The organism is Paenibacillus sp. JCM 10914 (assembly GCF_001315105.1).
Lineage (GTDB): Bacteria > Bacillota > Bacilli > Paenibacillales > Paenibacillaceae > Paenibacillus_AQ.
In genome coordinates, this window is the sequence record NZ_BAZR01000018.1 from 1 (window position 1) to 12,826 (window position 12,826).

Consider the following 12,826-nt stretch of genomic DNA (forward strand, 5'->3'; position numbering starts at 1 on the left):
TCTTGACCTTTACGGCAATCGGGACAAAGAACATGTACCATAAAACAAAAAAAGCCGCTAAAATAGCGACTTTTAACGGGATGATGTTCCGTCCCTCGACCACTGCCTCTTTCATTTAACCTACTTATTTTTCATCCTCGATTGGATATAAATCATTTAAACTCCCCATTTCTTTGCTTCCAAGTATCGTCTTATTTCCATTACTGGAAATGTATCCATACTGGGACTGCCCTGAATGTCCCGAGATGTTATAAAAAAATAACCGTTCATTGATTGTAGGTCGTTGTCCTACTTCACTTGATATGCCGCTATTGGTTACCCAAAATTTATTTTGATTTCCACCGACTTTTCCACTCCATATAAGCCATGACGCATTTGATTTAACCTCGTAATAATTGATAATACCGTTCTCTATCGTAAAGAATGCATTTGATTTTCTTTCAGGAAAAAGCAATTGAAAGGAACCAGCACTACTTTCTCCCGAAGTAAGCTCTTTTAAAGTAGAAATTTTCGGAATATTAATCGCAGCAACACGGGCCTTAGTTAAGTCCTCTGAATCCAAATCAGCTTTAGTCTTGTCATTTATCTTGGCTACATGGACAGTTTTTGTATTAGGATTCCAAGCTACATCACTATTAAAATTCTCTGCAATAAAGCGAATGGGAACCATTACGCGATTATTTCTAATTAGCGGTGACTCCGATTGATTTTGGTTATTTACACGAAACGTCATGGACTGGCTAGGATCTGCAATAACAAGTGTTTTAGTTTGGTTGTTCCAGCTTTTTATCGCAAGTCCTTCAATCTGTTCAATACTTCTCAACGGAACAAACGTGGTGCCATTTTTAACAAAAGGAGCAACGTCTGTTTTAACCATATTGCCATTAACAACTATTGATATTGGTGTGGCTGCTTGTACCGTTGGCACTACAAAAAAACATGGTAATAAAACAAGTGAGAAAAACGGATCTCCACTTCAAATGGATCAACCTCCTTGGTTAATTTCAAATTTCACTTGATTTACTATAGACGTAAGATAAATGTAAAAAGTTTCTTCTAATGTCGAGCTCACGATGGATAGTTGCCATAGCACCGTTAGATTCTACGTCAATAATAAAAAGACACGGACATTCCTTTCCGTGTCTTGGATCTGAATTTTATAGCTCCTAGTGCCAGATCCGATTTATCACATCGCACATCTACTTCTTAATTAAACTGATTGAATGTCGATGGACATGCGATAAATTCATTTGATTCCCTCCGCCAATCCCCAAATACTTCCCTCTGGCCCGCGACAATAGCAATACCTTGGTTTCAGTTAGACCTTCTGGAGCAGGTGGTAGCTTATGATTCGTCCGCGCTCGGGCCGTATATCCCCGGAACCGGTAATCCGAGCAGGCGGAGATAGACCGTCAACTGTCCCCGATGATGATAAACATGATTGAACATCAGCGTGCGGGCCATCTCGATCCGAGGCGTTTCCAAGACGGTCTCCCCCATGCTGACGAGCCTCCAGGTATCTCTTAAGGCGTCTTCCCCCCATGCCCGAAGCTTACTCTCAGCGAGTGATATGCTCCTTTCCAGTGCATCGAGCAATTCTTGACGGTTAGTCGGCTCTGGCAATGGTACGACCGGGACTTCGCTGACCGAATCGTCCAACAATAGGGCCAGCCCTCCGGGTACTCCGGCAACATGCAAGGCTAGCTGCCCCAATGACATCGATATCGGATGCGGTCTCCAAGAGAATTTGTCTTCCGGGAGCTGTTCGAGAAGCGCCCGCGTCGATTCTGCTTCCCTCTTCAACTCGCTGATCCAATCTTCAATAACACTCATGGTGATCTCCTCCTCCGGCCAATGCCGTTCATCTCCTTCACCTTATCATCCCAAGCGCGTAAACGTTTCTTACGGATTGCTGAAAATGCGTACAACGGCGTTCGAGATGATATGATTGTCTTTAAGATCGGCCACTCCATAAAAGATATTCACTGACACCATAAGCGAAACAGCGGTGAACTAAATTTAAGAATGCCGCTGTTTTCTATTAATCTAAAGTTACCCGTTGGAGCGTAACTACTGGATGGTCTTAGCGACTTCGTATGGGACCTGCTAGCCTCTGGCGTCCGCTTCATTATCTTGGCTTTCATCCGACTTTGTTCGAAAAACAGTTTGGTTAAGGATGATTAACCCGATCAGCAGCACCGCACTGACCACACCGACGACTTGGATTCCTGCAGAGAAAGCCTCTCTCGCCGCCTCCATCAGGTAAGGATAGCTTGGATCGGTAAAACTTTCCGTCGCCGCAACAGCTCCAGCCAAGGAGTCACCGACCGCTTCCGCCATCTCCGCAGGGGTGTTCTCCGGAATAGCTCCGGCAATTAGACGCCGGTAGGTGGCAGTCCCTACGGTTCCCAAGATGGCTATCCCCAGCGCCATCCCCATTTCACTGCTCATTTCCGACAAAGAGGAGGCAGATCCGGTCTGCTCCGGCGGAACCGAAGCAACGACTCTATCTGTACTGAGCACCATTAACGGACTGAGACCAAGCATGATGAGAATGCTTCCACTAACCATAACCGCAAGTCCGGGCAGCGACAGCCAGACTGCAATGTTGTAGAAAAGAAAGCCAAAGCTGGCCAATGCCAAGCCAAGGGCGATCAGCTTGGAAGCAGACATCCGGTTCGCCAAACTCGGTGTCATCATCGCACCGACAATATTAGCGAGGGCATACGGGATCATCCATAGGCCTGCCTTCAACGGGGTCAAGCCTTCCACCAGTTGCAAGTACTGTGCAAAAAACAACACGAAACCGCCAAGCGCAAAAACGGAGATCAACAGACCGATTAACGCGCCGTTAAAAGTCCGGTTGCGAAAGAAGGTCAGATTCAAGAGCGGCTCCTGCACAAGCTGCTGCCGGCGGATAAAGATATACCCGGATCCAATACCAAGAATAAGCATAGCGATGGGGAAGGGTTGAATGCCGTAGCTGGCTATTTCCTTCAAAGCATAGATGACCGACAATACAGCCACTAGCGAAATAACCACGCTCGGTAGATCCAATTTCCCGGCTTGCGGGCTGCGAAATTCCGGCAGCAAAAAAGGAGCGGTCAGCAGTAGCACAAGCATAACCGGAACACCTAATAGGAAAACAGAGCCCCACCAAAACCACTGCAGCATCAACCCGCCAATCAGTGGGCCAATCGCGCCTCCTGCTGAAAAACAGCTGAGCCATACGGCTATGGCTATTCCCCGCTGTTTCGGCTTGCGAAACATATTTCCGATTAACGATAAGGTAGATGGCATCAAGGTTGCTCCTGCCATCCCCAAGAGCGCTCTTGTGATAATAAGCATCTCGGCCGACACCGAATATGCTGCTGCAATGGAGCAGAGTCCAAACAAGGCCGCACCAATCATCAACAGCCTTTTGCGCCCAATCCGGTCGCCGAGCGTCCCCATCGTAACGAGGAAACCAGCGAGCATAAACCCGTAAATGTCCAAAATCCATAACTGCTGAGTACTGCTAGGCTGCAGATCGGCAACCACATGTGGAAGCGCTAGATGCAGGACGGAAAAATCCAGCGCAAGCAGCAGAGTAGCAAGCGCTAAAACACCTAACCCCAGCCATTGCCGCATCCCTGCCGTTTCAGGTACAACGGCCTCTTGATGATGTTCTGACATATTCCTCACCTCATTGATCCAATCGGACTTGATGTCAACACTTTGCATAAGTTCAAGCGAAACATGTAATATGCAAAATGCTCGATTTGTATAGCTCCAGCGTAATACAAATCCTGTGGCAAAGGATCAATCGAGTGTCTGAACTTCAAGGTAAGACTTTAGTCGTAAGAAAGCTAAGACTCAAACCATTTATTTCTTAGCGCATAGACCGCTGCCTTTGTACGGTCCGGTAGCTCCAGCTTGCCAAGTATAGAGGTGATATGGGTTTTGACTGTCTTTTCCGATATAAACAATCGGTCGGCAATTTCTTTGTTACTCTCCCCTAACGTGATATGGTAGAGCACTTCTTTTTCTTTTGCCGTCAACTGCTCCAATTCATTGACCGCTTCCCTTTCTCCTCGAACATTAAGCACCAACTGGTTGGTCGCTTCCGGATGAAAAGTACGATTGCCCTGCATGACCGCTATCATTGTATCCACCAGCACATCTGGTTCCACATCCTTAAGCTGATAGCCCACCGCCCCCTCACGAATAGCGGGGATTACGGAATCCCGGTCCGAGAAGCTGGTCAGCATAATGACTTTGACTTCCGGATATCTCTCCGTAATCTGTCTTGTCGCCTCAATGCCATCCATACCAGGCATCTGAATATCCATCAGCACAACATCAGGCATAAGCTGCTCTATCTTCTGTAAAGCCTCTGCTCCATCACGGGCTTGTCCGACAATTTCAATCTCATCATGAACCTCGAGAAAGTACTGAAGTCCTTTCAGTACAACCAAATGGTCATCAACCAGCAATACTTTAACTACCATCCTCGCTTATCCCCTCCTTGCAAAGGTAGCTTCACCTCAATGACTGTTCCCCGGTCTTCTTCACTTGCAATTTCCAGACTGCCGTTCAGCTGCCGGACCCGTTCCCGCATTCCAATCAGGCCCAGTGTGCCAAAGGTGGGAGCAGATAGTTTAAAACCGCGGCCTTTGTCTGCTATTTTCATCCTAACTTTGTCCTGTTCATTGATGATTTCGAATTCCACATGTTCCACCCCGGCATGCTTTTTCACGTTATTCAGAGCCTCCTGGCCAATTCTCCAAAGAGCTTCCTCTATACGGGGAGAAAAACGCATGTTCTCTCCCCGCTTCATATTCATGCTTAAGCCAAGCTTACCGGCATAGTCCTTTAGCAGTTCAGCAACTGTTCTGTGGTCTTCCTCAGGACGTAGCCCCCAGATGAGCGATTTCATCTCAGCCAAAGCCTCCTGGGCAAGCCCGCCAATTTCGAGAAGCCCCTCCTGGGCAACCGAATTATCCTTGTCTACCCTCATCCTTAAGCCTTGTGATACCAAGGAGAGGGAAAATAGCTTCTGATTCACCGAATCATGCAGGTCTCTCGCCAAGCGGCGACGTTCTTCCTCCAGCACCAACTGCTCGTTCTCTTCATAAAGCGTTACGTTATCGATCGCTAACGCTACGTGCTCTGCCAGGTCATGGATAATCCCTATTTCACAAGAATCAAAGGCCTCATCTGCTCTACCGATGAGCAGCACACCGATGATTTCATCGCGATTGGTTAGGGGAATGGCGAGCCAATGGAGCCGTTGAAACGAGTGAACTGTCTCGGCCGAATTGTTTAAAACGGGGAAGCTGTGCAGCTTTCCTTCGTTTTGCACGGCTTTCTGCAGCTTTAAAGCGTCTGTAACGACATCAGCTATTGTTGCTTTTTGGCTGGGTACCTGATCTTTATTTGCAGCTCCTTTTATGTCGTCCAGATTAATCGACTCATCCACATAGTGGAGCTCTTTTTGACTATAAAAGGTGTTCAGATGAAGGAAGTGGTTCCGTTTAAGGAGAATTGCGGCCGTATTCCAGCCAAAATGAAGCCCGATTTGTTCAGCGAAGGTTTGTAGCAGCTCGCCCGTTCCTCTAATTCTCCATGTACTACGAATAACTCTCCCGATTGTGGCATAATATTCCGCTACTCTTTTTTCCTGCTCGTACAGGTCCATGTTCCTTTCCTCCTTTTACACCGCGGCAAATGACTTCGTTGTCTCATGTCGTCATCGCTTCTTTGAACGATTGTTATAAGATTCAAAATAGAGAGCGGCGCTACTTGCCCGCCTGATGGGGTGAAATCGTACTGCTAAATCATAGAATGAACATTTATTAATTGAGCTTATGAAGTGTACCGTTCTTATGTTCCTCGAGCAGCTTTGAGAAAAGCTTGCTAGAGTAATCAATTCTACGTTCAGGAAACTCGCCTGTAAGTACAATTTTTAACATATGAAGCAGACGTTTACCCTTTAGTTCAGTAGGCCCGAGAGACCATTGTCTAATGCTGGGATATAAGTATATCAACCCAGAGTAACGAAATGCTGCCCTCAATCTTTCATAAAAATCATCATAGCTAAGTGATACACCGTTGGCTATTAATTCGTTGTAATAAAGTTTGGCATCCTCAAAGTTAAAATAACTAGCTAGGTCAATATAAAATGGCGCATAATAGCACCACCCGAAATCAATAAAATAGGGTTTTTCATTATAATAATGTATGTGCGAGCCATCGACCGACTGCAAGTCTCCATGGGTGAGAGTCAAGCTGTTCTTCTCATCGTACAAAGCCGCCATATCATCTGCGAATGCGTTGGCTTTTTCACGTAGTGTGGGTAGATAAGCGCGAAATTCCCTGCAAAATTCGGGGGTTTGCTCCATAAACGTTTCAAAATGGTCCACAGACACTTTGGTAACTAAATAATCTTTCCAATAATGACGGTCAGCATGGGGGAGCCACGGCATCTGCGAACCTCTACGCATATTACGGGCATGGATTTTGGCTAATGCCTCTGCAATCCTGGGTGACCAATCTACACCAGGCGGAGGAAATTTAACACTTCCCAAATCTTCTATCGCCATCCATCTAGGCTCATCTGTTTCTATATCCAATGAATAAGTGGCGGGCGTGTTCTGATGGCCCTGGTCAGTTAACGTTTTCATCGCCATACGCTCTTTTAGAGCAGCTTCTTTAAATATCACGCTCTCCTTTTGACCATTTTCATAAGTAACTTCTATACGACGTACATCCGCACCAGACCACCCACGTTCAGCATCTGTCATAAAGCCTTGCTCTAATTGACATACCTTTCCGCGTTGAAGTACGTCGGCTAAACCTTGAGCAATGATTATCATATTGTGTTCCAAATTAATCTACCCCCGTCTATTGTCGAAATAACTGTTCACAAATCGGTCAAGTAATAGTTTTATTTAATAAACTTGAAATCGCGTTCAATTTTACCCATATTAAGACAAATTCCTAAATATTGTTGACAAATATTCCATCTCTATATTATCCTTAATTTAACATAGATTCCAAAGAATTTAACCCTGCAGCATCAAAACTTACCCTTACATACGCAGATGAACATCTGTTATATAACTCCCCACCCTATGTACTATATAGCTGCCAATCATTGTTCCGACCGTACTCCGCCGCTTACGTTTCCCTCTTCTAGACATACAACCTTCTACCATGATCGCATCAGCACACTAGCCAATCCATTCCCAACAACTAGATTTCTTTCTATTATACCCTCCATTTTGTCTACTCTATGGTTTTTTTGGTTTAGTTTCACATGGCTCTGGCCATCATATTCATTTTGCTAGATTGGAAGAACTTCGCGAATATAATAGAGAACGCTTACAACATATGTAACAAAATAAGACTGAAAGGGGGTGATCCGCCTGCTGGTTGCAAGTTATGAATAGGGTCCTAGATTTAAAAATTTAAACTAAAAAGGAGATTTTGTGATGAACAACCATCGTGCTCGCTCTGCCCCTTCGTTTGGAAAGATCGTACTGCTCTTCTTCTTGTCCTTCCTCCTCATCGCTTCAAGCCTTGTAGTTGGACCCGCTAAGCAGGCTGATGCCGCCCCACTCCCTAAGAAAATCATGCTTATGTAGCCGGCTGGGCCAACTTAACCGCGAATGATATTAAGGCAGAGCAATTGTCCCATATCAATTATTCCTTTGCCTTGATCTCCAACGGCAGAGCCACTATTACGAACAATGATCGTACGAAATTGCAGACTATGGTGGGGCTGAAATCCAGAAATCCGGATCTAAAGGTGTTATTATCTGTCGGAGGCTGGGGTGCGAATGGTTTTTCTGACGCAGCACTTACAGACGCTTCCCGCACAATTTTTGCAGACAGTCTTGTGCAACTGGTGACCGCCAATAATCTGGATGGCGTGGATCTGGACTGGGAGTATCCGACTAACCCAGCCGGAGGGACAACAGCGCGTCCGCAAGATAAGCAGAATTTCACGCACCTGCTCGCCAAGGTTCGCGAGAAGCTGAATGCTCAAGGACAAATCAACGGCAAGCAATACCTGCTGACCATTGCTGCCGGAGCTAACAGCGGATATATTAATGGAGTTGAGCTCAATAACATCACGCCTTTGCTGGATTGGATTAATATTATGACCTACGATTTCCATGGTAGCTGGGATTCCACTACAGGCCATCACTCCAATCTGTCTGGTAGAGATATCAGCGTAACCTCTGCGGTTAATCTGTTCAGAAATGGCGGCGTTCCAGCGAGCAAGCTGGTCATTGGCGGCGCTTTCTACGGTAGGGGTTGGACAGGCGTTCAGAACGGGAATAACGGTCTTGATCGGCCAGCTTCTGGCGGCTTTGAAACCGATTACAATACGATTGTTGCCCAATACTTGAACAAAAACGGATATACACGGTACTGGGACAGCAGCGCACAGGCTCCTTACCTGTTCAATGGCAATACTTTTATCACATATGATGACCCGCAATCCCTCAGCCTCAAAGCCCAATATGTGAAAAACAATAATCTGGGCGGCATTATGTTCTGGGAGTACAGTAATGACAGATCCGGCGCATTGCTTCAGTCTATTTATACAGAGATTACCTCAGGTGGAGGCGGGCAACCGCCAATTCCAAGTGGCTACTCTTATCTGGTCGCCCAAGCGAATCAGCAAATTGTCTCTGCTGATAATTACGGTAATGATCCGCTAGTCGCCAATCGAACAACGGCAGGAGATTGGGAGCTTTTTGAATTGATCACGAACTCCGATGGCACCGTGTCTCTCAAGTCTAAAGTCAACGGTAAGTATGTCACAGCAGATCTCAATGCCAGTGGTGTACTGGTGGCGAGAGCCACAAGCATTCAGCAGTGGGAGAAATTTAACCGGGTGAATTTGAGTGATGGCACGATTGCACTGCAAGCACTCGCCAATAATCTGTACGTGACCTGTGAAGTCAATAACGGAGGCAGACTGATTGCCAACCGCACTGCTGTGGGCGGGGCATGGGAAGCTTTCCGGGTGCAAAACAATTAACCGCGGAGCCAAGGAGAGACAACATTCACTTTTATAAACGGTGAGTTTCTCCAGGATCTGCTCACAGAACGGAGCTGTTGTTCGCAAATACAACCAAAGCCAGCGGGTCTCTAATACACGAGACTCGCTGGCTTTATTATGACAAACGATTCGAAAGTTTGAAGTTTCCTTGGGGTAAGCCGTTCATGCCGAATTGGTCGTTCATGCTCCCCGGGTTGTCAACCTCCAGTCATGACGGAACAGGAGGTGACTATGCGGTTAACTCGTCTTTGCGAGTTTCGTGCTGCGAACCGATGCCGTAGCATATACGACGAGCGCTGTCCAGATGAGCGCGAAGCCGATGAGCAGAACCGGCGAGACCGATTCTTTGAACACAAATACGCTCAGTAACAGCATGATCGTCGGCCCGATGTATTGTACGAAGCCGAGCGTGGACAGCGACATCCGGGCGGCGGCCCGCGCAAAGAAGAGCAGCGGTAGCGCCGTTACCACGCCGGAAAGAAGCAGTACGACGAACATGGGTGTAGGCAGTGTCCATGCCGTCGTCTTTCCCACGGCGGCCAAATAGATCCAGTAGCCGAGCGCGACGGGCAGGATGATAGCCGTCTCCGATAACAAGCCTACAGAAGCGTCTTGTACGATCTTCTTCTTCGCGAGGCCGTACAAGCCAAACGAAACGGCCAGCGAAATCGCGACCCATGGGAAGCGCCCGTAGTCGATGGCGATAATGAGCACCGCGGCGCCAGCGATGGCAATCGCGAGCCATTGCCCCCTGTTTGGTTTCTCACGAAGGAAGACGACCGCTAGCAGAACGTTCAGCAACGGGTTCAAATAATAGCCGAGACTTGTCTCGACAACATGGCCGTTGTTGACAGCCCAGATAAAGATGAGCCAATTAGCCGCGATCAGCAGTCCACTGGCGGCAAGTGACAGCAGAAGCGAGCGGCTAGCCGCAATCCGCTTCATGTCACCCCACCGGTGCTGGACGGCGACGAGAATCCCCATGAAGACAAACGACCAGACAACCCGATGTGACAGAATTTCGCCTGCCGGCACATCGTCAAACAACTTCCAATAAAGCGGGAGAACCCCCCACATGATATACGCGATAATAGCGTTAACCAACCCATTGTTCATAATTATTTTCCCTCTTCTCGCTCTGATGTCTGAATGGATTATACGCCTGGATCCTCGCATAGTAAAGGATTATAATTGAACCGCTGGCTGGCAGTCATGCTTTGTTCGGCTGTCGTAGTATTTGAAGTTATAGTTCATCAATCGCTTGTATAGTTAATTCCAAGGATTTAATTCTTCGTTCTAAAAGCGTTCTTTGGGGACTACCAGCCTTTAATTTGAAGTAACTGTTCTCAATTGACGGAAGTAAACCAGTAAGAACACTGTGAGCTTCTATTAAATCTTCCTGAGTGAAATGGTGGGGTCTTTGATTCCAAACATCCTCTAATACAGCTAAGCCTATGCAAGCGGCTTTGAGTCGTTTCTTTACCAAGGTAGTAGTTGCGCCTTTCTCAGTCATCTGGGACAAGGCCTTTTCGAGTTTACGGATTGTAGATTGTAAAGATGTGATGGATTCCAATTTATCTACATTTGATAAGTGTTCCATATTAGTGATGTCCCTCCTGCCTCGTTTCCCTTCATACGAACTTTAACTACGCTCGGGGTCGTTTCTTATGTTCAACAATATGAGGTTAGGTGAGGAATCCCATGAGCCTAAGCCATGATTTTTTGCCACTTGCGATTATTCAAATGATTGGAATTAGAAAATATAGAAGATCAGACCTTTGCCCTCGGATACGGTTTGGCTGTAGAAACGCCGGATTTCGTTAAAATGCTGAAGCATGTAGGCAAAGAATGCCTCCTCATCTTTGTCTGAAACAATGTCAGGCTCAAGAGGATATACTTCGTCCTTGATCATGGTCGGGAAATCATACCGCAAACGGAGCTGCGCCTCATCCAGCTCAGACATAGCCTGAAGCGCTGCTTCAACTTGCTCGGCGCGTAAGGAAAACGCCCCGAATGAGCCAAAATCGATGCCTTTGTCTGACGTTAGCGGAACAACATAACCAAGAGGAGGCTCTCCATCGGAAATATCTCCACAAAGCAAGTAATGAATCGCCTCCCAGGTTCTATCAATGTCCAGTCCGGGATAATCGTCAATTTTCAAACTCTTTAATGCAATGTCGCCTGCTGCGATTTGCTGCACCAGGTTGTCTTCCATAGCAACGTAATATCCACGCATTCCCATGTTATCAGCCTTCTTTCCATTATATAGAAGAGACTATACAGCCCTATTAAAATGTAACATCTGGGAATTGTATATTTCAAGGAACATTAAACAGACCTTCTCGTAAATAATACGACAAAGGTCTGTTTGTTCTCTTTCCTGGATCGTCGAACTAATCGTTGTTGGTCTTCAACCAGAATTTCATTCTATTACTTGGCAATCTGCCATAATCTCCGGTTTAAAACACATACTGTCCGCTCCCGTAATTTTTCGAATTACCTTACATGGTACGCCTGCTGCCAACGAATCCGGCTCAATGTCATGGGTTACGACGCTTCCGGCCCCAATTACACATCGATCTCCTATGGTAACGCCGCCGCATATCGTTACGTTAGCTGCAATCCATACATCGTTTCCGATTGTAACCGGCTTAGCATAGCACAGAGACTTGGGATGACCGTGCTGATCCATCATGAATCGACGTTCTGAAGCAACCAGTGGATGAACAGGAGTTACGATGGTCACATTGGGACCAAAACTTACATGATTCCCGATCTTCACCTTGGCATCATCCTGTACGGTGAGGTTATAGTTTCCAAAGAAGGAATGGCCGATCTCGGTATGAATACCGTAATGAAAGAAAACAGGACCCTGTATGAAGCAATTCTCTCCCTTTTGACCAAGCAGATCCTTCAGTATGGCTTCTCTCTCTTCCGTTTCATCTTCAAGTGTACGGCTGTATAAACTGCTAAGATTGTGAGCCTTCTGCTTGATTTCACGCAGTTCAGGATCAGCCGGACTAAACAAAATACCCTTAAATATCCGTTCTTCCTCTCTCATTTGCGCCTCTCCTTATGCTTGCAATATTAGGCCGAATCCGTCACCACTCTACCTGGTCAAAACGCATCGATTTGTAATAATATTCTTTGTCATGACTGGTAATTTCACGAAGGACCCTGCACGGATTTCCGACAGCAATAACATTCGCTGGGACATCTCTGGTTACGACGCTTCCGGCACCGATAACGCTCCCTTTTCCTATCGTCACGCCAGGCACGATAATGGCTCCGCTGCCAATCCAAACTCCGTCCTCAATGACAACGGGCAAAGCAAACATTCCACCTTCTTTACGCATTTCCGGATGTACTGGATGATTGGTTACGGCGATTGTGACGTTTGGCCCAAACATCACATCATTGCCAATCGTGACCTTATAATCGTCTACTACGGTCAAATTGAAATTGATGTAAACGTTGCTGCCGACAGTCGTATTCGATCCATAAGACATCCGAATGGGAGGTTCCATCCATACATTTTCACCAATACTCGCAAATAATTCCTTCATTAAAACCTTGCGTTTGTCTAAATCGTCAGGATGCAAGTTGTTGATTTCGTAACATAGCACCTTGCCGCGTTGACGCGCACGTGCCAACGTGGCCGCTTCTTCAGGATAATTGGCATCACGATCGGTAAATAATTGACGACTTGCCATTCTCTCTTGGATATTCATTCATCATTCTCCTCGTATTTATTTAGTCAGTAAAATT

13 protein-coding genes are annotated in these 12,826 nt (G+C 46.4%); 2 read left to right on the forward strand and 11 right to left on the reverse strand.

Annotated elements, in window-relative coordinates:
- Positions 1-124: 124 nt before the first annotated feature.
- From JCM10914_RS18090 to JCM10914_RS18115, 6 genes are all read right to left on the reverse strand, one after another.
- On the reverse strand, positions 125-928 hold the full coding sequence (locus tag JCM10914_RS18090) for a copper amine oxidase N-terminal domain-containing protein (RefSeq protein ID WP_023963544.1): 804 nt from the start codon (positions 926-928) through the stop codon (positions 125-127).
- Between the two features lie 416 nt (positions 929-1,344).
- Positions 1,345-1,833: a DinB family protein gene (locus JCM10914_RS18095; RefSeq protein WP_023963545.1), complete on the reverse strand. Its 489-nt coding sequence runs from the start codon at positions 1,831-1,833 to the stop codon at positions 1,345-1,347.
- Positions 1,834-2,106: 273 nt separating this feature from the next.
- Positions 2,107-3,675, reverse strand: coding sequence for an MFS transporter (locus JCM10914_RS18100; protein WP_023963546.1), 1,569 nt, complete (start codon positions 3,673-3,675; stop codon positions 2,107-2,109).
- 173 nt (positions 3,676-3,848) lie between these two features.
- Positions 3,849-4,490, reverse strand: coding sequence for a response regulator transcription factor (locus tag JCM10914_RS18105; RefSeq protein WP_023963547.1), 642 nt, complete (start codon positions 4,488-4,490; stop codon positions 3,849-3,851).
- On the reverse strand, positions 4,484-5,680 hold the full coding sequence (locus tag JCM10914_RS18110) for a GAF domain-containing sensor histidine kinase (protein WP_023963548.1): 1,197 nt from the start codon (positions 5,678-5,680) through the stop codon (positions 4,484-4,486). Before JCM10914_RS18110 ends, JCM10914_RS18105 begins: the two co-directional genes overlap by 7 nt.
- A 157-nt stretch (positions 5,681-5,837) precedes the next feature.
- On the reverse strand, positions 5,838-6,869 hold the full coding sequence (locus JCM10914_RS18115; protein WP_023963549.1) for a phosphotransferase enzyme family: 1,032 nt from the start codon (positions 6,867-6,869) through the stop codon (positions 5,838-5,840).
- Positions 6,870-7,475: 606 nt separating this feature from the next.
- Here JCM10914_RS18115 and JCM10914_RS28970 point away from each other — a divergent pair.
- On the forward strand, positions 7,476-7,628 hold the full coding sequence (locus JCM10914_RS28970; RefSeq protein ID WP_156332328.1) for a hypothetical protein: 153 nt from the start codon (positions 7,476-7,478) through the stop codon (positions 7,626-7,628).
- A 44-nt stretch (positions 7,629-7,672) separates the two neighbouring features.
- Positions 7,673-9,037 (forward strand): glycosyl hydrolase family 18 protein, encoded by a 1,365-nt coding sequence (locus JCM10914_RS18120; protein ID WP_023963550.1) that lies wholly within the window; start codon positions 7,673-7,675, stop codon positions 9,035-9,037.
- A gap of 258 nt (positions 9,038-9,295) precedes the next feature.
- Here the strand turns inward: JCM10914_RS18120 and rarD are convergent, their stop codons facing one another.
- The 5 genes from rarD to JCM10914_RS18145 form a co-directional block, all read right to left on the reverse strand.
- Positions 9,296-10,174, reverse strand: coding sequence for an EamA family transporter RarD (gene rarD, locus JCM10914_RS18125; RefSeq protein WP_023963551.1), 879 nt, complete (start codon positions 10,172-10,174; stop codon positions 9,296-9,298).
- Positions 10,175-10,301: 127 nt separating this feature from the next.
- Positions 10,302-10,658: a hypothetical protein gene (locus tag JCM10914_RS18130; protein ID WP_036718878.1), complete on the reverse strand. Its 357-nt coding sequence runs from the start codon at positions 10,656-10,658 to the stop codon at positions 10,302-10,304.
- Between the two features lie 153 nt (positions 10,659-10,811).
- Positions 10,812-11,300, reverse strand: a complete 489-nt coding sequence (locus JCM10914_RS18135; RefSeq protein ID WP_023963552.1) for a YfbM family protein — start codon at positions 11,298-11,300, stop codon at positions 10,812-10,814.
- Positions 11,301-11,480: 180 nt separating this feature from the next.
- Complete coding sequence (locus JCM10914_RS18140; RefSeq protein ID WP_023963553.1) at positions 11,481-12,119, reverse strand: sugar O-acetyltransferase; 639 nt, start codon at positions 12,117-12,119, stop codon at positions 11,481-11,483.
- 40 nt (positions 12,120-12,159) lie between these two features.
- On the reverse strand, positions 12,160-12,789 hold the full coding sequence (locus JCM10914_RS18145) for a DapH/DapD/GlmU-related protein (RefSeq protein WP_023963554.1): 630 nt from the start codon (positions 12,787-12,789) through the stop codon (positions 12,160-12,162).
- Between the last annotated feature and the right edge of the window lie 37 nt (positions 12,790-12,826).

What these genes read in the sequence shown, in the direction of transcription:
- JCM10914_RS18095 (WP_023963545.1), bottom strand. Translation starts at nt 1,833, where the DNA reads ATGAGTGTTATTGAAGATTGGATCAGCGAGTTGAAGAGGGAAGCAGAA.
- JCM10914_RS18105 (WP_023963547.1), bottom strand. Translation starts at nt 4,490, where the DNA reads ATGGTAGTTAAAGTATTGCTGGTTGATGACCATTTGGTTGTACTGAAA.
- rarD (WP_023963551.1), bottom strand. Translation starts at nt 10,174, where the DNA reads ATGAACAATGGGTTGGTTAACGCTATTATCGCGTATATCATGTGGGGG.
- JCM10914_RS18145 (WP_023963554.1), bottom strand. Translation starts at nt 12,789, where the DNA reads ATGAATATCCAAGAGAGAATGGCAAGTCGTCAATTATTTACCGATCGT.
- JCM10914_RS18135 (WP_023963552.1), bottom strand. Translation starts at nt 11,300, where the DNA reads ATGGGAATGCGTGGATATTACGTTGCTATGGAAGACAACCTGGTGCAG.
- JCM10914_RS18140 (WP_023963553.1), bottom strand. Translation starts at nt 12,119, where the DNA reads ATGAGAGAGGAAGAACGGATATTTAAGGGTATTTTGTTTAGTCCGGCT.
- JCM10914_RS18110 (WP_023963548.1), bottom strand. Translation starts at nt 5,680, where the DNA reads ATGGACCTGTACGAGCAGGAAAAAAGAGTAGCGGAATATTATGCCACA.
- JCM10914_RS18130 (WP_036718878.1), bottom strand. Translation starts at nt 10,658, where the DNA reads ATGGAACACTTATCAAATGTAGATAAATTGGAATCCATCACATCTTTA.
- JCM10914_RS18100 (WP_023963546.1), bottom strand. Translation starts at nt 3,675, where the DNA reads ATGTCAGAACATCATCAAGAGGCCGTTGTACCTGAAACGGCAGGGATG.
- JCM10914_RS28970 (WP_156332328.1), top strand. Translation starts at nt 7,476, where the DNA reads ATGAACAACCATCGTGCTCGCTCTGCCCCTTCGTTTGGAAAGATCGTA.